At 54.4% G+C, this 18,267-nt stretch carries 21 protein-coding genes; 19 read left to right on the top strand and 2 right to left on the bottom strand.

From position 1 onward, the window contains the following. Positions 1 to 137: 137 nt before the first annotated feature. Together prs and J2Y91_RS06310 are read left to right on the top strand one after the other, a co-directional pair. Complete coding sequence (gene prs / locus J2Y91_RS06315) at positions 138 to 1,013, top strand: ribose-phosphate diphosphokinase (RefSeq protein ID WP_253537666.1); 876 nt, start codon at positions 138 to 140, stop codon at positions 1,011 to 1,013. Further along, positions 1,003 to 2,490 carry a nicotinate phosphoribosyltransferase gene (locus J2Y91_RS06310; RefSeq protein WP_253537664.1) on the top strand — a complete coding sequence of 496 codons (1,488 nt, stop codon included), beginning with the start codon at positions 1,003 to 1,005 and terminating at the stop codon, positions 2,488 to 2,490. The genes prs and J2Y91_RS06310 overlap by 11 nt, the downstream gene beginning before the upstream one ends. A 166-nt stretch (positions 2,491 to 2,656) precedes the next feature. Here J2Y91_RS06310 and J2Y91_RS06305 read toward each other — a convergent pair whose 3' ends face one another. Next, a complete protein-coding gene (locus J2Y91_RS06305) occupies positions 2,657 to 4,558 on the bottom strand; it encodes an ABC transporter ATP-binding protein (protein ID WP_253537662.1) in 1,902 nt (633 codons plus the stop codon). A gap of 125 nt (positions 4,559 to 4,683) precedes the next feature. On the opposite strand from J2Y91_RS06305, the gene kefG reads away from it, so the two are divergent. From kefG to slyD, 4 genes are all read left to right on the top strand, one after another. Next, a complete protein-coding gene (gene kefG / locus J2Y91_RS06300; protein ID WP_253539470.1) occupies positions 4,684 to 5,235 on the top strand; it encodes a glutathione-regulated potassium-efflux system ancillary protein KefG in 552 nt (183 codons plus the stop codon). Next, positions 5,236 to 7,041 (top strand): glutathione-regulated potassium-efflux system protein KefB, encoded by a 1,806-nt coding sequence (gene kefB, locus J2Y91_RS06295; protein WP_048917649.1) that lies wholly within the window; start codon positions 5,236 to 5,238, stop codon positions 7,039 to 7,041. A 106-nt stretch (positions 7,042 to 7,147) separates the two neighbouring features. Then, positions 7,148 to 7,348, top strand: a complete 201-nt coding sequence (locus J2Y91_RS06290; RefSeq protein WP_166643205.1) for a YheV family putative zinc ribbon protein — start codon at positions 7,148 to 7,150, stop codon at positions 7,346 to 7,348. A gap of 139 nt (positions 7,349 to 7,487) precedes the next feature. Further along, positions 7,488 to 8,036 (top strand): peptidylprolyl isomerase, encoded by a 549-nt coding sequence (slyD, locus tag J2Y91_RS06285; RefSeq protein WP_048917648.1) that lies wholly within the window; start codon positions 7,488 to 7,490, stop codon positions 8,034 to 8,036. A gap of 148 nt (positions 8,037 to 8,184) precedes the next feature. Here the strand turns inward: slyD and J2Y91_RS06280 are convergent, their stop codons facing one another. Continuing rightward, positions 8,185 to 8,403, bottom strand: coding sequence for a protein SlyX (locus J2Y91_RS06280; protein WP_048917647.1), 219 nt, complete (start codon positions 8,401 to 8,403; stop codon positions 8,185 to 8,187). A gap of 290 nt (positions 8,404 to 8,693) precedes the next feature. Here J2Y91_RS06280 and fkpA point away from each other — a divergent pair, with 290 nt between their 5' ends. The 13 genes from fkpA (at position 8,694) to rplC (ending at position 18,260) form a co-directional block, all read left to right on the top strand. Further along, a complete protein-coding gene (gene fkpA, locus J2Y91_RS06275; RefSeq protein ID WP_048917646.1) occupies positions 8,694 to 9,527 on the top strand; it encodes an FKBP-type peptidyl-prolyl cis-trans isomerase in 834 nt (277 codons plus the stop codon). 204 nt (positions 9,528 to 9,731) lie between these two features. Further along, positions 9,732 to 10,454, top strand: coding sequence for a helix-turn-helix transcriptional regulator (locus tag J2Y91_RS06270; protein WP_048917645.1), 723 nt, complete (start codon positions 9,732 to 9,734; stop codon positions 10,452 to 10,454). Further along, on the top strand, positions 10,454 to 10,840 hold the full coding sequence (gene tusD / locus J2Y91_RS06265; RefSeq protein WP_133622566.1) for a sulfurtransferase complex subunit TusD: 387 nt from the start codon (positions 10,454 to 10,456) through the stop codon (positions 10,838 to 10,840). Before J2Y91_RS06270 ends, tusD begins: the two co-directional genes overlap by 1 nt. Beyond that, positions 10,840 to 11,199, top strand: a complete 360-nt coding sequence (gene tusC, locus J2Y91_RS06260) for a sulfurtransferase complex subunit TusC (RefSeq protein ID WP_048917643.1) — start codon at positions 10,840 to 10,842, stop codon at positions 11,197 to 11,199. Before tusD ends, tusC begins: the two co-directional genes overlap by 1 nt. A 7-nt stretch (positions 11,200 to 11,206) precedes the next feature. Continuing rightward, positions 11,207 to 11,494 (top strand): sulfurtransferase complex subunit TusB, encoded by a 288-nt coding sequence (gene tusB, locus J2Y91_RS06255; protein ID WP_048917642.1) that lies wholly within the window; start codon positions 11,207 to 11,209, stop codon positions 11,492 to 11,494. Positions 11,495 to 11,620: 126 nt separating this feature from the next. Then, positions 11,621 to 11,995, top strand: a complete 375-nt coding sequence (rpsL, locus tag J2Y91_RS06250; protein WP_003852912.1) for a 30S ribosomal protein S12 — start codon at positions 11,621 to 11,623, stop codon at positions 11,993 to 11,995. 96 nt (positions 11,996 to 12,091) lie between these two features. Beyond that, positions 12,092 to 12,562: a 30S ribosomal protein S7 gene (rpsG, locus tag J2Y91_RS06245; RefSeq protein WP_004160604.1), complete on the top strand. Its 471-nt coding sequence runs from the start codon at positions 12,092 to 12,094 to the stop codon at positions 12,560 to 12,562. Positions 12,563 to 12,655: 93 nt separating this feature from the next. Then, complete coding sequence (gene fusA, locus J2Y91_RS06240; RefSeq protein WP_048917641.1) at positions 12,656 to 14,770, top strand: elongation factor G; 2,115 nt, start codon at positions 12,656 to 12,658, stop codon at positions 14,768 to 14,770. 68 nt (positions 14,771 to 14,838) lie between these two features. Beyond that, complete coding sequence (tuf, locus tag J2Y91_RS06235) at positions 14,839 to 16,023, top strand: elongation factor Tu (protein WP_133622231.1); 1,185 nt, start codon at positions 14,839 to 14,841, stop codon at positions 16,021 to 16,023. A gap of 167 nt (positions 16,024 to 16,190) precedes the next feature. Further along, positions 16,191 to 16,385: a bacterioferritin-associated ferredoxin gene (gene bfd / locus J2Y91_RS06230; protein ID WP_048917640.1), complete on the top strand. Its 195-nt coding sequence runs from the start codon at positions 16,191 to 16,193 to the stop codon at positions 16,383 to 16,385. An 86-nt stretch (positions 16,386 to 16,471) separates the two neighbouring features. Further along, positions 16,472 to 16,954, top strand: coding sequence for a bacterioferritin (bfr, locus tag J2Y91_RS06225; RefSeq protein WP_048917639.1), 483 nt, complete (start codon positions 16,472 to 16,474; stop codon positions 16,952 to 16,954). Positions 16,955 to 17,286: 332 nt separating this feature from the next. Then, positions 17,287 to 17,598, top strand: a complete 312-nt coding sequence (gene rpsJ / locus J2Y91_RS06220; RefSeq protein WP_001181005.1) for a 30S ribosomal protein S10 — start codon at positions 17,287 to 17,289, stop codon at positions 17,596 to 17,598. Positions 17,599 to 17,630: 32 nt separating this feature from the next. Further along, entirely contained in the window at positions 17,631 to 18,260 is a 630-nt protein-coding gene (rplC, locus tag J2Y91_RS06215; protein ID WP_048917638.1) for a 50S ribosomal protein L3, read from the top strand. The last annotated feature ends 7 nt before the right edge of the window (positions 18,261 to 18,267 follow it).

Genomic DNA, 18,267 nt, shown 5'->3' with positions numbered 1-18,267 from the left:
TCATAAGATTTATTTTATTTAAAATCATACTGTTAAAAGATTTTCTTTTCGTAGGTTATTTTTTGCTTGTGAATAAGTGTCTCTTGGACAATTATATAAGTGTCCTTGAGACATTAATAAATCAAAAGGAGTCTGCGATGATGAAACTGCAATTAACCCTTGATGGTCAGGATGCCGCGCTGGAAAGCGGCCGTTTTCCTGACGGTGCGATCTGGGGACGTGTGCTGTCGCCGCTTGATCCGCAGGCCACCACCCTGACGCTGCGTGCCAGTGCGATGCAGACTCTGGATGACCTGATGCTGGTCGCGCAGATACTGGATGCGGTGCGCCAGCGCTGCCTGCTGCGCCAGACCACGCTTGAGCTGCCGTGGCTGCCCTATGCCCGCCAGGACCGTACCCTGCGTGACGGCGAGAGCTTTGCGCTGAAGGTGTTTGCCGGTTTTCTCAATCAACTGCGCTTTGACCGGGTGGTGGTCGTTGACCCGCACAGCGATGTGGCCGCAGGCGTTGTTGACCGTCTGGTGGCGATCCCACAGCATCGCGCTCTGATCCACAGCCGAACGCTGAGGGATGAACTGGCGCAGGGCATGATGCTGGTTGCGCCCGATGCCGGCGCGTTGAAGAAGGTGCATGCGCTGGCGCAGCAGGTCAACGCCGCCGAATACGGCATTCTCGGTAAGCATCGCGATATTGCTACCGGCGCCCTGAGTGGATTCGAACTGCTGAAAGGTGACGTAGCCAACAGGGATGTGCTGATCGCTGACGACCTCTGCGATGCCGGCGGCACCTTTATCGGTTCAGCTGCGGTGCTACGTGCTGCCGGTGCGCGTTCGGTCAGCCTGTACGTCACGCATGGCCTGTTCAGTAAAGGGGTAGATCACCTGTTGAGCCAGGGTATCGACCGTATCTGGACCACCACCTCACTGGCCGGGGAAGAATTAGCGCAGGAGCGTGTAGAGCTGATTGATATCGACACCATTTACCGCAGTGAAGGAGCATCCCATGCAAATTAATCCGATTCTGGCTATCGACGGCTACAAAACCTCACATCGCGAACAGTACCCGGCGGGAACCAACCGCGTGTACAGCAACTTTACCCCGCGTGGGAACCGGTATTTCCACTCGCCGCTGGCGGATGATGCCCTGGTGTTTTTCGGCCTGCAGGGTTTTTTACAGTGGTTTATGGTCGATTTGTTTAATGACAAATTTTTTGCTCAGCCGGAAGAGCAGGTAGTGGGCGAGTATCAGCAGCTGATGGACAGCTACCTGGGTAAAAATAGCGTCAGCGTGGAGCATATCCGCGCACTGCATCGCCTGGGCTATTTGCCGCTGGCGATCAAAAGCCTGGACGAGGGCAGTAAAGTGTCGATGAAAATACCGGTACTGACCATCACCAATACCGTGGATGAGTTTTTCTGGCTGGTTAACTACCTTGAGAGCGTGATGTCGGCAGAGCTGTGGAAGTCCTCCACCAATGCGACCGTGGCGCACCACTATCGCCAGATTTGTCAGCTGTGGGCGGAACGTACCTGTGACGATATGACACATGTTGATTTTCAGTGTCATGACTTCTCATTTCGCGGCATGTCCGGCCTGCATGATGCTGCACAGTCGGGGGTTGGCCACCTGCTGAGTTTTACCGGAACTGACAGCCTGCCTTCTGTCCTCTATGCACAAAAATATTACCGCCCGGCAGAAGGGACGTTTATTGCCGGGAGTATTCCCGCCACCGAGCACAGCGTGATGTGCATGGGGGAGCAGCAGGGTGAGATCGCGACCTTCCGTCGTCTGCTGACGGAACTTTATCCGACCGGGTTTGTGTCGGTGGTGTCGGATACCTGGGATTACTGGAAGGTGCTGACCGAATACAGCCGTGAGCTCAAACCCGAGATCGTGGCGCGTGAAGGCCGTCTGGTGTTCCGCCCTGACAGCGGTGACCCGGTGGAAATACTGTGCGGCAGCGGCGACGATGCCGACCGCGATCCGGCTCGTAGCGCACAGCAGAAAGGGTCGGTCGAAGTGCTGTGGGAGATCTTCGGCGGCACGGTCAATGCCAGGGGCTACAAGGTGCTGGACCCGCACGTGGGCCTGATCTACGGCGACTCGATTACCCTCGAGCGTGCCAATCAGATCCTGAGTCGTCTGGAGGCCAAAGGCTTTGCCAGCAGCAATGTGGTGTTCGGCGTCGGGTCTTATACGTACCAGTACAACACGCGTGACACTTTTGGTTTCGCCATGAAAGCGACGTATGGCGAAGTGCACGGAGAGGGGCGTGAGATCTTCAAACAGCCGAAAACCGACAACGGCATGAAAAACTCTGCGCGCGGTCTGTTACGGGTGGAAAAAGATGATGAAGGGAAATACCGGCTGCTGGACGGTCAGAGCTGGCAGCAGGAGCAGGGCGGGGAACTGAAAATGCGTTTCCTGGATGGAAAGCTGTATAACGTGGAGGATCTGACCACGCTGCGTCAGCGTCTGGCAGCGCAGTAGCGGGATGCGGGATTCGGGTCGGGCATGCCCGACCCCTACGAATGCGCTATTCCGGCAAATCAGTGTCGCAGGGGCGTGGCATGCCGCGCCCGGCGGTGTTCCACAGTGCGCCACCCCAATAAATCAGTGTCGCAGGGGCGTGGCATGCCGCGCCCGAACTGCTGCATCAGGCGTTGATGATCGACTCTAACTCTTCCTGCGCTGCCAGCCATTCCATCTCACACTCTTCTAAGGCCGATTTCGCCGTTGCCTGCTGCTGCAGCGCCGCAGTGAGGTCGGCTTTGCGTGCTTGCTCGTAGATGGCGCTGTCGGAGAGCTTCCCTTCGGCCGCGCTCAGCTCGGCGTTATGCTTCTCCATCTGCTTTTCCAGCTTCTCAATCTGCTTGCGCAGCGGCTGAGTCTGGGTGCGCAGCTCCGCTTCCCGGCGCTTTTGGTCCTTGCGTGCCTGAGCGCTATTGGCGCTGTCGGCTTTTGGCGCGGCATCGGCCACTGTCTGCTTCTGCAGGTCGCTCAGCCACTGCTGATAATCTTCCAGGTCGCCTTCAAATGCTTCCACTTTCCCGTCGTGTACCAGGTAGAGATCGTCGGTGGTCGAACGCAGCAGGTGGCGGTCGTGCGAGACAACAACCAGCGCGCCTTCGAAGTCAATCAGCGCCTCAGTCAGCGCCTGGCGCATATCAAGGTCAAGGTGGTTGGTGGGTTCATCCAGCAGCAGCAGGTTCGGGCGCTGCCAGACGATCAGCGCCAGCACCAGCCGGGCTTTCTCGCCGCCGGAAAAACGGCGGGTCTCTTCGCTGACTTTATCGCCCTGGAAGCCAAAGCCGCCGAGGTAGTCGCGCAGCTGCTGCTCCAGCACTTTCGGCGCGAGGCGCACCAGATGCTGGATCGGCGATTCGTCAGCGCGCAGGAACTCCAGCTGATGCTGAGCGAAGTAGCCGAGCTTGATGCCTTTCGCTAAGCCAATGTCGCCCTGTAATGGCGCTAGCTCGCCCGCCAGTAGTTTGATCAGCGTGGATTTACCCGCGCCGTTGCGCCCCAGCAGGCCAATGCGCGAGCCGGGAACCAGGTTGAGCTTGATCGAGTTAAGGATTTTACGATCGCCATAACCGGCGCTGACTTTTTCCATCTTCAGCAGTGGGTTCGGCAGGTTTTCAGGTGCGCGGAAGCTAAAGGTAAAGGGGTTGTCGACGTGCGCCGGGGCGATCAGCTCCATGCGCTCCAGCATTTTAATACGGCTCTGAGCCTGTTTTGCCTTGGTGGCTTTGGCCTTAAAGCGCTCAATGAAACTTTGCAGGTGCGCGACTTTCAGCTGCTGGTTTTCAAACATCGACTGCTGCTGCGAGAGTTTAGTGGCGCGCTGGATCTCGAACGAGCTGTAGTTGCCGGTGTACTCAAAAATTGACTGCTGTTCGATATGCAGAATTTTATCCACCACCGGATCGAGGAAGTCGCGGTCGTGGGAGATCAGGATCAGCGTGCCGGTATAGCTTTTCAGCCAGCGCTCCAGCCAGATCACCGCATCAAGATCGAGGTGGTTGGTTGGCTCATCGAGCAGCAGCAGGTCGGAACGGCAAATCAGCGCCTGGGCGAGGTTAAGGCGCATGCGCCAGCCGCCCGAGAAGTCGCTGACCGGGCGCTGCAGCTGTTCCTGGGTGAATCCAAGGCCGTCCAGCAGGCTGGCAGCGCGTGACTGAATGGTCCATGCCTGCACCGCATCGAGCTTGCCGTGCAGCGTGGCGATGGCGTGACCATCGTCTATCTCATTCGCGTGCGCTAATTCAGACTCAAGCTGACGAAATTCGCGGTCGCCGTCGATAACATACTCAATGGCGGGAATATCCAGCGCCGGGGTCTCCTGATTGACCCACGCCAGTGACCAGTTTCCCGGATAGTTGAAACTGCCCGCGTCGGCGCTTATCTCGTCTTTCAGCAGCGCCAGCAGGGTCGATTTGCCGCAGCCATTCTTACCCACCAGGCCCACTTTTTGGCCGGGGTTAATGGTTGCGGTCGCGTTGTCGAGCAGGACGTGGACACCGCGACGGATTTGTAATGCAGAGAATACAATCATAAGCGCCGTAAGTTCAGAGTATGTTAAATTAAGCCATCATAATCAGTTTTCGGAATCAAACAGTTCCGTTGCGTCGAGCATGGTAGCGGAAATCACCCGCCATGACGACGATTTGGAGGGGAATGATGTCGCAGCCGCCTAAAGTCCTGCTGTTGTACGCCCACCCGGAGTCTCAGGATTCGATTGCCAATCGCGTTTTGCTTCAGCCGGCCAGAAATCTGGACAATGTGACGGTCCACGACCTGTATGCACACTATCCGGATTTTTTTATCGATATTCACCACGAGCAACAGCTGCTGCGTGAACATCAAATCATTGTTTTCCAGCACCCGCTTTACACTTATAGCTGCCCGGCGCTGCTGAAAGAGTGGCTGGATCGCGTGCTGTCGCGCGGCTTTGCCAGCGGCGTGGGCGGTAACGTGCTGGAAGGAAAATACTGGCGCAGCGTGATCACCACCGGTGAACCGGAGGCCGCCTACCATCAGGAGGGGCTGAACCGTTATCCGATGTCGGACATTATGCGCCCGTTCGAACTGACGGCGCAGATGTGCAGCATGCACTGGCTGACGCCGATGATTATCTACTGGGCGCGCCGCCAGTCTGCCGACGTGCTGAACAATTATGCCCGCGCCTATGGCGACTGGCTGGCCAATCCGCTGCCCCATGGAGGAGTTTAGATGGAAGGACAAAGCCTCCTGACCGCCGGTGTTGTTTACCTGTTTGCGGCGGTGATTGCGGTGCCGATTGCGGCCCGTCTTGGCATCGGTGCGGTGTTGGGGTATCTGCTCGCGGGGATTGCCATTGGTCCCTGGGGACTGGGCTTTATCAGCGACGTAGACGAGATCCTGCACTTCTCCGAGCTTGGCGTGGTGTTCCTGATGTTTATCATCGGGCTGGAGCTGAAACCGTCGAAACTGTGGGAGCTGCGGCGCTCAATATTTGGCGTCGGTGCGGCGCAGGTGATCCTGAGCGCCGCGGTGCTCGGCGGCCTGCTGCTGCTGACCGACTTCTCCTGGCAGGCGGCCGCTATCGGCGGCATCGGGCTGGCGATGTCATCCACCGCGATGGCCTTACAGCTGATGCGCGATAAAGGCATGAACCACAATGAATCCGGGCAGCTCGGCTTCTCGGTGCTGCTGTTCCAGGACCTGGCGGTGATCCCGGCGCTGGCGCTGGTGCCGTTACTGGCCGGCGGCGACAGCGGTCATACCGACTGGATGAAGGTGGGCATGAAGGTGCTGGCCTTTGGCGGCATGCTGATCGGCGGGCGCTATCTGCTGCGGCCGATTTTCCGCTTTATTGCCGCTTCCGGCGTGCGCGAAGTGTTTACCGCCGCGGCGCTGCTGCTGGTGCTTGGCTCGGCGTTGTTTATGGATGCGCTCGGGCTGTCGATGGCGCTCGGTACCTTTATTGCCGGTATCCTGCTGGCGGAAAGTGAATATCGCCACGAGCTGGAAATCGCGATTGATCCGTTTAAAGGCTTGCTGCTGGGGCTGTTCTTTATTTCGGTCGGCATGGCGCTTAACCTCGGCGTGCTCTATACCCATATTGTTGAGATCCTCGCCGGAGTGGTGATTCTGGTCGCGGTGAAGGTGGCGGTGCTGTATCTGCTGTCGCGCATCTACGGCCTGCGCAGCTCCGAACGGCTGCAGTTCTCAACGGTGCTTAGCCAGGGCGGTGAGTTTGCCTTCGTGCTGTTCTCTGCCGCTTCTTCTGCGAAGCTGTTTAGCGGGGATCAGATGCCGCTGCTGCTGGTGACGGTGACGCTATCGATGATGACCACGCCGCTGCTGATGCAGGGCGTGGATAAAATCCTTGAACGCCGCTTCAATGAAGTGGATGACTCCGCCGAGAAGCCGTTTGTTGAAGATGATAAACCGCAGGTGATCGTGGTCGGCTTTGGTCGATTCGGTCAGGTAGTGGCGCGCCTGCTGATGGCTAACCAAAAGCGCATTACGGTGCTGGAACGCGATATCAGTGCGGTCAGCCTGATGCGCAAATATGGTTACAAGGTGTATTACGGTGATGCTACCGAACTGGAGCTATTGCGTGCCGCCGGAGCAGAAACCGCGCAGTCGATCGTGATAACCTGTAACGGCCCGGAAGATGCGATGGAGATTGTTCACCTCTGCCAGCACCATTTCCCGCATCTGCAAATTCTGGCGCGCGCCCGGGGCCGCGTTGAGGCGCACGAGCTGCTGCAGGCTGGCGTCTCGCAGTTTTCCCGTGAAACCTTCAGCAGTGCGCTGGAGCTGGGGCGCAAAACCTTGATGACGCTGGGGATGCACCCGCATCAGGCGTTCCGCGCGCAGCAGCACTTCCGCCGTCTGGATATGCGCATGCTGCGTGAGCTGATGCCGAATCACAGCGACAGCCAGCAGATCTCCAGAGTGAAAGAGGCGCGGCGCGAGCTGGAAGATATCTTCCAGGCTGAAATGCAGCACGAGAAGCGGCAGTACGACGGCTGGGATGAGGCAGATTAATGCAATCAATCTGCCCGTTGGGGGCGGCTTTTTTTTCCGGTCGTCCTGTTTCCGGCACAATGGGCTGACCGAAATGTAAGGACAGCTCCTGCGGAATTTAATGGTGATTATGATGCGTAAACGTTTTATCGCTGGCGCGACCTGCCCGAAATGCCAGGCTCGCGACACGCTCGCCCTGTGGCGGGAAAATAATATCGATGTGGTCGAGTGTGTGAAATGCGGTCATCAGATGCGTGAAGCCGACAAAAAGGCGCGCGAACAGGTGCGCAGCAATGAGCAGGTGATCGGAATTTTTCATCCCGAGTAGCGTAATTGCACAGCTTTTTTTAAGCTGTACAGTACAGCCGGGTTGAAATTCGATACAATCGGCGCCACTTAGAGCCCTTAGCGTTGGTAAAACAGCCAGCGAATTAAGGGCTCAACGCTCTCAACGGTTAGGAGTAATCATGAAAGTAGCAAAAGACCTCGTGGTCAGCCTGGCATACCAGGTCCGTACAGAAGATGGTGTGTTGGTTGATGAATCCCCGGTGAGCGCACCGCTGGACTACCTGCACGGTCATGGTTCCCTGATTTCCGGGCTGGAGAAGGCGCTGGAAAATCGTGAAGCTGGCGACAAGTTTGATGTGAATATCGCATCAAACGATGCCTACGGCGAATACGATGAGAACCTGGTGCAGCGCGTACCGAAAGACGTATTTATGGGCGTTGACGAACTGCAGGTTGGCATGCGCTTCCTGGCAGAAACCGATCAGGGCCCGGTACCGGTTGAAATCACTGAAGTAGACGGCGACCACGTCGTGGTTGATGGTAACCACATGCTGGCTGGCCAGAACCTGAACTTCAATGTTGAAGTTGTGGCGATCCGTGCTGCGACCGAAGAAGAGCTGGCCCACGGCCACGTTCACGGCGAAGACGGTCATCACCATGACCACGATCACGGCCATGACCACGGTCAGGGCGGTTGTGGTACTGGCGGTTGCGGCTGCAGCCACTGATCGATAACCGTGCAGGGGCGACCGGAAAAAAGGTCGCCCCCTACGAGTCAGAGGTCACCTGCGGGTGGCCTTTTTGTTTTTTACGGTTGCTGCGGGTTAAGCGACCGCGAGTCGGGCATGTAGGGTCGAGGCATACCTCGACCGGGGATCAGTAGTGCGGAGGCGGGGTTTCTTCGGACTGATCGGCCATTAGTGACGGCGCGGCAGCCTTAAGTTTGTCGGTCAGCAGGCGCATCTGTTCACGCACGCGCGCCATCTCCAGTTCGTGCTGTACCACCGTATGGTTCAGCTCATCAATGGTCATTTCCTGAAACGCCAGTTTGCTCTCCAGCATCTCCAGCCGCTGCTCCAGCAGTGATTGTTGCATTCTGTTTCCTCTTGTTACTACCGGGCCAGGCGCACTCCTGGCGAATTGCCCGATTCTAACGGTAAAATGCGGGCAGAAGTAGGCGAAACGGCGTAAATTAGCCGCCAGAGGTTGAAAAGTCTTTTAACTGACTCCATTCCTGTGGTGAAACTTTCGGGCGAACACGTGGTCGGAAGTTAACTTCACTTTGTCATGGCGAGACTATTTTTTCAGCTCGCCCCCAGTTATATTTCAGGCCGCAGGCCTGCAAACGATTCCCGAGGTGAGATGCTTCGGTTTTGGAGAAATGGATGAAATCACTGTTTAAAGTCACATTGTTAGCTACCACGATGGCCGTTGCGCTGAATGCCCCGCTGGCAATGGCTGCCGACGCCGCTCAGGCTAAGCCAGCAGCAGCACCGCAGCAGGCTCCTAAAAATGCCGCCTTCAAAAATGACGACCAGCAGTCTGCATATGCGCTGGGTGCATCTTTGGGCCGCTACATGGAGAACTCCCTGAAGGAACAGGAAAAACTGGGCATCACCCTGGATAAAACTCAGCTGATCGCCGGCGTTCAGGATGCGTTTGCTGGTAAGAGCAAACTCTCTGACCAGGAGATCGAGCAGACGCTGCAGTCCTTCGAAGGCCGTGTGAAGGGTGCCGCTCAGGCGAAGATGGAAAAAGATGCGACAGAAAACGCCAGCAAAGGTGACGCTTACGCGGCTAAATTCGCTAAAGAGAAAGGCGTGAAGAAAACCGAATCCGGTCTGCTCTACCAGGTAGAGAAAGAAGGAACCGGCAGCGCGCCGACTGACAGCGATACCGTTGTAGTGAACTACAAAGGGACGCTGATCGACGGCACCGAGTTCGATAACTCTTACACCCGCGGCGAGCCGCTGTCATTCCGTCTGGATGGTGTTATCCCTGGCTGGACTGAAGGCCTGAAGCACGTGAAGAAAGGCGGCAAAATTAAGCTGGTGATCCCACCGAACCTGGCTTACGGCAAAAATGGCGTTCCGGGTATTCCGGCTAACTCCACGCTGGTATTCGACGTTGAGCTGCTGGACATCAAAGCGGCGGCGAAAGCCGATGCCGCACCAGCCCCGGCTGCACCAGCCGCTGGTGATGCCAAAGCTAAGCAGTAATGCCTGCCACCGCCACCTTCGGGTGGCGGTTTTGTTTCCCCCACCTGCACAGCTATTCCCCTGCTTTTTGCGTTAGATTGCATTTCACGACAAAGGTTGGGACACGCCTTTCCCATATTTGCTAGACTATCCGGCGCGCATTTAATAAGAATGAGTCTGCCCTTGCGCCGTGTGACAGGCTCTGGTCAAAGGGTGGTGTCGTCAATGTCTAATTCACTGTTCTCCGGTGACGTCGCGGATTTGGAGCTGCTTGAACAGCACCCATTCACCGCCGGGGATTTCGAAATTCTCAAATCTTACGAAGCTGTTGTTGATGGCCTGGCGATGCTTATCGGTTCGCACTGCGAGATCGTGCTGCACTCGCTGGAAGACCTGAAGTGCTCGGCGGTGCGTATTGCCAACGGTGAACATACCGGGCGCAAAATAGGCTCGCCAATCACCGATCTCGCGCTGCGCATGCTGCACGATATGACGGGTGCTGACAGTAATGTCTCGAAAGCCTACTTTACCCGTGCCAAAAGCGGCGTGCTGATGAAGTCGGTGACCATTGCTATCCGCAATCGCGAACAGCGGGTGATCGGCCTGCTGTGCATCAATATGAACCTTGATGTCCCGTTCTCGCAGATTATGGCGACTTTCATGCCGCCTGAAACGCAGGAAGTGGCCTCCTCAGTCAATTTCGCCTCCTCGGTGGAAGACCTGGTGATGCAGACGCTGGAATTCTCGATTGAAGAAGTCAGCGCCGATCGCAATGTGTCCAACAACGCCAAGAATCGCCAAATCGTGCTCAATCTGTATGAGAAAGGCATCTTTGATATCAAAGATGCGATTAACCAGGTGGCGGATCGCCTGAATATCTCCAAGCACACGGTCTATCTTTACATTCGCCAGTTCAAAAATGGCGATTTCCACGGCCAGGATAAGTAATGCGTTTCTGCCTGATGGTGACCGGCCCGGCCTATGGCACACAGCAGGCCAGTAGCGCCTGGCTGTTTGCCCGCGAGCTGCTGGCGCAGGGCCATGAACTGGAAAGCGTGTTTTTCTATCGTGAAGGGGTGCTGAATGCCAGCCTGCTGAATGCCCCGGCCAGCGATGAAACCGATCTGACCCGTCACTGGCAGCAGCTGCACACAGAGCACGGCGTGGCGCTGAATATCTGTGTGGCGGCAGCGCTGCGCCGTGGCGTGGCCGATCAGCACGAAGCCGCCAGCCTTGGCCTGCCTGTGGCGAATCTCGCCACAGGTTTTCAACTCAGCGGGTTGGGTGCACTGGCTGAAGCCGCCCTCAGCTGTGACCGCATGGTGCAGTTCTGATGAATCGTATCGCTTTCGTGTTTACTCAGGCGCCCCATGGCAGCAGTGCCGGGCGGGAAGGGCTGGATGCTGTGCTGGCGACGTCGGCACTCAGCGAGGATATCGCGCTGTTCTTTGTCAGCGATGGCGTACTGCAGCTCACCGCGGGCCAGCAGCCGCAGCAGATTCTGGCGCGCAACTATATCGCGACCTTTGGCGTGCTGCCGATGTATGACGTCGAGCGCTGCTATCTGTGCGCTGCGGCGTTAGCAGAACGAGGCATTGCTGCCGACGCGGCCCGCGTGCTGCCTGCTGAGATTTTAACGCCTGCTGACCTGCGTCAAACCCTGGATAACTACGACCGGGTGATTACCTTCTGAGGAAACCATGCTGCATACCCTGATGACTTCACCTTTTCGCTGCGATGTCGCTGCGTTGCTGCGCCTGCTGGCTGACGGCGATGATGTGCTGCTACTTCAGGATGGGGTGATTGCGGCTCTGGAAGGCAGCCCTGCCCTTGAAGCCTTGCTTAATGCCCCCATCTCACTCTACGTGCTGCAGGAAGATGTCGAGGCGCGTGGTTTATCTGCTCAAATTTCAACCAATGTGACGACGGTAGGCTATACTGACTTCGTTGCGCTGGTTGTAAAGAACCCGCAGCAAATGACCTGGTGACAGTAGTAATCCTGGTTATTTCTTGACACCTTTTGGTCTCAGCCTTAAAATTCTGCGGCCTCGTGATTCCGCGAGGCGATTTATTACGTGTTTACGAAGCAAAAGCTAAATCCCAGGAGCTATTTAATGGCAACAGTTAACCAGCTGGTTCGCAAACCACGCGTACGCAAAGTTGCAAAGAGCAACGTGCCTGCGCTGGAAGCCTGCCCGCAGAAACGTGGTGTATGTACTCGTGTATACACTACTACCCCTAAAAAACCGAACTCCGCACTGCGTAAAGTATGTCGTGTTCGTTTAACCAACGGTTTTGAAGTTACCTCCTACATCGGCGGTGAAGGTCATAACCTGCAGGAACACTCCGTGATCCTGATCCGTGGCGGTCGTGTAAAAGACTTGCCAGGTGTGCGTTACCACACCGTTCGTGGCGCGCTGGACTGCTCAGGTGTTAAAGACCGTAAGCAGGCTCGCTCCAAGTACGGCGTGAAGAAGCCAAAGGCTTAATGGTTCTCCGTTAAGTAAGGCCAAACGTTTTATCTTAAATGTCATAATAAACTCGTAGAGTTTTGGACAATCCTGAATTAACAACGGAGTATTTCCATGCCACGTCGTCGCGTCATTGGTCAGCGTAAAATCCTGCCAGATCCTAAGTTCGGATCAGAATTGCTGGCCAAATTTGTAAATATCCTGATGGTAGATGGTAAAAAATCTACTGCTGAAACTATCGTTTATAACGCGCTGGAGACCCTGGCTCAGCGTTCTGGTAAAAACGAGCTGGAAGCATTTGAAGTAGCCCTGGACAACGTCCGCCCAACCGTGGAAGTTAAATCCCGTCGCGTTGGTGGTTCTACTTATCAGGTACCAGTTGAAGTCCGTCCGGTTCGTCGTAATGCTCTGGCAATGCGTTGGATCGTAGAAGCTGCTCGTAAACGCGGTGATAAATCTATGGCTCTGCGCCTGGCGAACGAACTTTCTGATGCTGCAGAAAACAAAGGTACTGCAGTTAAGAAACGTGAAGACGTTCACCGTATGGCCGAAGCCAACAAGGCGTTCGCTCACTACCGCTGGTAACAGCTCTGTAGTTGTTATAAACCCAGCGGGCGTCCCAGTGACTTACCTGCTGGGCTTTTTTAACTTAGAACGTCTAAGAATCAGAGGAATCAAATGGCTCGTAAAACACCCATTGAACGCTACCGTAACATCGGTATCAGTGCGCACATCGACGCCGGTAAGACTACAACTACCGAACGTGTTCTGTTCTACACCGGTGTAAACCACAAAATCGGTGAAGTACATGACGGCGCAGCAACCATGGACTGGATGGAGCAGGAACAGGAACGTGGTATTACCATCACTTCCGCTGCGACCACCTGTTACTGGTCTGGTATGGCTAAGCAGTTTGAACCACACCACGTAAACATCATCGACACCCCAGGACACGTTGACTTCACCATCGAAGTTGAGCGTTCTATGCGTGTGCTTGATGGCGCGGTAATGGTTTACTGTGCAGTTGGTGGCGTTCAGCCGCAGTCTGAGACCGTATGGCGTCAGGCTAACAAATACAAAGTTCCACGCATTGCGTTCGTTAACAAAATGGACCGCATGGGTGCAAACTTCCTGAAAGTTGTTGACCAGATGGAAAAGCGCCTGGGTGCAAACCCGGTGCCATTGCAGCTGGCTATCGGCGCAGAAGAGAAATTCACCGGTGTTGTTGACCTGGTGAAAATGAAAGCGATCAACTGGAACGAAGCCGATCAGGGCGTCACCTTCGAATACGAAGATATTCCAGCTGATATGCAGGAACTGGCCGAAGAATGGCGTGGCAAGCTGGTTGAAGCCGCAGCTGAAGGCTCTGATGAGCTGATGGAGAAATTCTTTGGCGGCGAAGAGCTGACTGAAGAAGAGATCAAAACTTCTCTGCGTAAGCGCGTTCTGAACAGCGAAATCATCCTGGTTACCTGTGGTTCTGCATTTAAGAACAAAGGTGTTCAGGCGATGCTGGATGCGGTTGTTGAGTATCTGCCAGCACCGACCGACGTTACTGCGATTAACGGTATGTTGGACGATGGTAAAGACACTCCAGCTGTTCGTCACTCAGATGACAAAGAGCCGTTTGCTGCTCTGGCGTTCAAAATTGCTACCGACCCATTCGTGGGTAACCTGACCTTCTTCCGCGTTTACTCTGGTGTAGTAAACTCAGGTGATACCGTGTTCAACCCGGTTAAATCTGCTCGTGAGCGTCTGGGCCGTATCGTACAGATGCACGCCAACAAGCGTGAAGAGATCAAAGAAGTTCGTGCAGGCGATATCGCCGCAGCGATCGGTCTGAAAGACGTGACCACTGGTGACACCCTGTGTGACCCGGACAACGTCATCATTCTGGAGCGTATGGAATTCCCTGAGCCGGTAATCTCCATCGCTGTAGAGCCGAAAACCAAAGCTGACCAGGAAAAAATGGGTCTGGCTCTGGGTCGTCTGGCTAAAGAAGACCCGTCATTCCGCGTATGGACTGACGAAGAAACTAACCAGACTATCATCGCTGGTATGGGTGAGCTGCACCTGGACATCATCGTTGACCGCATGAAGCGTGAATTCAACGTTGAAGCCAACGTCGGTAAACCTCAGGTTGCTTACCGCGAAGCGATTCGTGCGAAAGTTACCGATATCGAAGGTAAACACGCCAAGCAGTCTGGTGGTCGTGGTCAGTACGGTCATGTTGTTATCGACATGTACCCACTGGAGCCGGGCGTTAACCCTAAAGGTTACGAATTCGTCAACGATATTAAAGGCGGTGTGATTCCTGGTGAATACATCCCTGCGGTTGACAAAGGCATTCAGGAACAGCTGAAATCAGGCCCACTGGCTGGTTACCCTGTAGTAGATCTGGGCGTTCGTCTGCACTTTGGTTCATACCATGATGTTGACTCCTCAGAACTGGCGTTTAAACTGGCGGCTTCTATTGCGTTCAAAGACGGCTTTAAGAAAGCAACGCCGGTACTGCTTGAACCAATCATGAAGGTTGAAGTAGAGACTCCTGAAGAGAATACCGGTGACGTTATCGGTGACCTTAGCCGTCGTCGTGGTATGCTCAAAGGACAAGAATCTAACGCTACTGGCGTTCAGATTCACGCTGAGGTTCCGCTGTCTGAAATGTTCGGATACGCGACTCAGTTGCGTTCTCTGACGAAAGGCCGTGCTTCGTACTCCATGGAGTTCCTGAAGTATGATGATGCGCCGAACAACGTCGCTCAGGCCGTAATTGAAGCTCGTAGCAAATAAGCTACAGTTTAAATATTGATCCTATGCTCTCACCAAAGGGTGAGAGCATTAAAGTAAGGAATATCGTCGTGTCTAAAGAGAAATTTGAACGTTCCAAACCGCACGTCAACGTTGGTACTATCGGCCACGTTGACCACGGTAAAACTACCCTGACTGCTGCTATCACCACCGTTCTGGCTAAAACCTACGGCGGTTCTGCTCGTGCGTTCGACCAGATCGATAACGCGCCAGAAGAAAAAGCACGTGGTATCACCATCAACACTTCTCACGTTGAATATGACACCCCAACTCGCCACTACGCGCACGTTGACTGCCCAGGCCACGCCGACTATGTGAAAAACATGATCACCGGTGCTGCTCAGATGGACGGCGCGATCCTGGTTGTTGCTGCGACTGATGGCCCAATGCCACAGACTCGTGAGCACATCCTGCTGGGTCGTCAGGTTGGCGTTCCTTTCATCATCGTGTTCATGAACAAATGTGACATGGTTGATGACGAAGAGCTGCTGGAGCTGGTAGAAATGGAAGTGCGTGAGCTGCTGTCTGCTTACGATTTCCCTGGTGATGACCTGCCAATCGTGCGCGGTTCTGCACTGAAAGCCCTGCAGGGCGAAGCTCAGTGGGAAGAGAAAATCATCGAACTGGCTGGTTACCTGGATAGCTACATCCCAGAGCCAGAGCGTGCGATTGACAAGCCATTCCTGCTGCCTATCGAAGACGTATTCTCCATCTCCGGCCGTGGTACTGTTGTGACCGGTCGTGTAGAGCGCGGTATCGTTAAAGTGGGTGAAGAAGTTGAGATCGTGGGTCTGAAAGACACCGTGAAATCTACCTGTACCGGCGTTGAGATGTTCCGTAAGCTGCTGGACGAAGGTCGTGCAGGCGAGAACTGTGGTATCCTGCTGCGCGGTATTAAGCGTGAAGACGTTGAGCGCGGCCAGGTTCTGGCTAAGCCAGGCTCAATCAAGCCACACACCAAGTTCGAGTCAGAAGTTTATATTCTGTCTAAAGAAGAAGGCGGCCGTCATAGCCCATTCTTCAAAGGCTACCGTCCACAGTTCTACTTCCGTACAACTGACGTGACCGGTACCATCGAACTGCCAGAAGGCGTTGAGATGGTAATGCCAGGCGACAACATCAAACTGGTTGTTGAACTGATCAAACCAATCGCAATGGACGACGGTCTGCGTTTCGCAATTCGCGAAGGCGGCCGTACCGTTGGTGCTGGTGTTGTTGCTAAAGTTATCGCTTAATTGTGATGATTTGAACTGGCGGAGTTCGCTCTGCCAGAGCAAGAGAAAAGAGCGCTTCGGCGCTCTTTTTTTATGGGTGAAAGAGTGGGCGTGGTGAGCTAATAACCATTGTAATAATAACGATTCGTATTTACACTATTGGTCGGAAAATGTTCTGAGGTTGGTGTATGTACGTTTGTTTGTGTAATGCAGTCAGTGATAAAACTCTGCGCGAAGTCGTCCGTCGCTATCAGCCCAAATCTCTTCAGCAGCTACGCCAGCTGGTACCGGTCGGCAAACAGTGCGGGAAGTGTATTCGTGCCGCGCGCGAGATTATGGAAAGCGAATTGCAGCACGTGCCGCAGTATAAAGAAATAGCCTGACATTTAGTGCGCATTTCTTCGCCACTTTTTTGACTAATGCCCTTACTAACCTTACGCTTTTATAACCTGGAAGCGGAGGATACAACATGAAGGGCGATAGTAAGATCATAACTCATCTCAACAAACTGCTCGGTAATGAACTGGTGGCCATCAATCAGTATTTCCTGCATGCACGCATGTTTAAAAACTGGGGCCTGCAGCGGCTGAACAATGTGGAATACCATGAGTCCATCGATGAGATGAAGCACGCTGATAAGTACATTGAGCGCATTCTGTTTCTCGAAGGGCTGCCGAACCTGCAGGATCTGGGACGGTTACGTATTGGAGAGGATGTCGAAGAGATGCTGGCATCCGACCTCGCGCTGGAACTGGAAGGGGCAAAGGATCTGCGTGAAGCTATCGCTTACGCCGATAAAGTCCACGACTATGTTAGCCGCGATATGATGATTGAAATTCTTGCCGATGAAGAACACCACATCGACTGGTTAGAAACTGAATTAGAGCTGGTGAAAAAGCTGGGCATCCAGAACTATCTGCAAAGCCAGCTCAAAGAGCAGGCGCAGGCGTAACTTGTGGTTATTTTAAGCAGTGGCACGCAGTCACCCTGACCATAAAGCACCTGGACTGGCAGGGCAGGGTGGTTGCGATCTCTTCTCCCGTTTTCTCCTTCCGCTAACAAAAGCGACAACGCTGTTGCTTTCCCCCCCGATGTACGTATAATACGCGGGCCTGCCAATATGGTCAGGCGCGATTCAATATGAGTCGCAGGCAAGTGCGAAAGTGCTCGCCAACAATACTCGCGATATGCGGGTTATGTGCTCAACGATTACACTCCTCCATCAATCGTAATGGATGCGAGTAGTAATTCTTTTCGTTTATAAATAATTGGAGCTCTGGTCTCATGCAGAACCAAAGAATCCGTATCCGTCTTAAAGCGTTTGATCATCGTCTGATCGATCAATCAACTGCGGAAATCGTAGAGACTGCCAAGCGCACTGGTGCGCAGGTACGTGGTCCTATCCCGCTGCCGACCCGCAAAGAGCGCTTTACCGTTCTGATCTCCCCGCACGTCAACAAAGACGCGCGCGATCAGTATGAGATTCGCACTCACAAGCGTCTGGTTGACATCGTTGAGCCAACCGAAAAAACGGTTGATGCTCTGATGCGTCTGGATCTGGCTGCAGGTGTTGACGTGCAGATCAGCCTGGGTTAATCAGGTCATTGAGCGATTGAGAGGTTGAAACAATGATTGGTTTAGTCGGTAAAAAAGTGGGTATGACCCGTATCTTCACAGAAGATGGCGTTTCTATCCCTGTAACCGTGATCGAAATTGAAGCAAACCGCGTTACTCAGGTCAAAGGCCTGGAAAACGACGGTTACACTGCTATCCAGGTAACTACCGGTGCTAAAAAAGCAAACCGTGTAACTAAGCCTGAAGCAGGTCATTTTGCTAAAGCTGGCGTTGAAGCTGGCCGTGGTCTGTGGGAATTCCGCACCGTTGAAGGCGCAGAGTTCACTGTAGGTCAGAGCATTAATGTTGACATTTTCGCTGACGTGAAAAAAGTTGACGTGACTGGAACATCTAAAGGTAAAGGTTTTGCCGGTACTGTAAAGCGCTGGAACTTCCGTACTCAGGATGCTACTCACGGTAACTCCTTGTCACACCGCGTACCGGGTTCTATCGGTCAGAACCAGACTCCGGGCAAAGTGTTCAAAGGCAAGAAAATGGCAGGCCAGATGGGCAACGAGCGTGTAACTGTTCAGAGTCTGGACGTTGTACGTGTTGACGCTGAGCGCAACCTGCTGCTGGTTAAAGGTGCAGTACCCGGTGCTACCGGTTGCGACCTTATCGTTAAACCAGCTGTGAAGGCGTAAGGGGATA

Source organism: Erwinia aphidicola (assembly GCF_024169515.1).
Classification (GTDB): Bacteria; Pseudomonadota; Gammaproteobacteria; order Enterobacterales; family Enterobacteriaceae; genus Erwinia; species Erwinia aphidicola.
The sequence above is the reverse complement of the archived record's forward strand: the minus strand, read 5'-3'. Positions and strand labels throughout refer to the sequence as shown.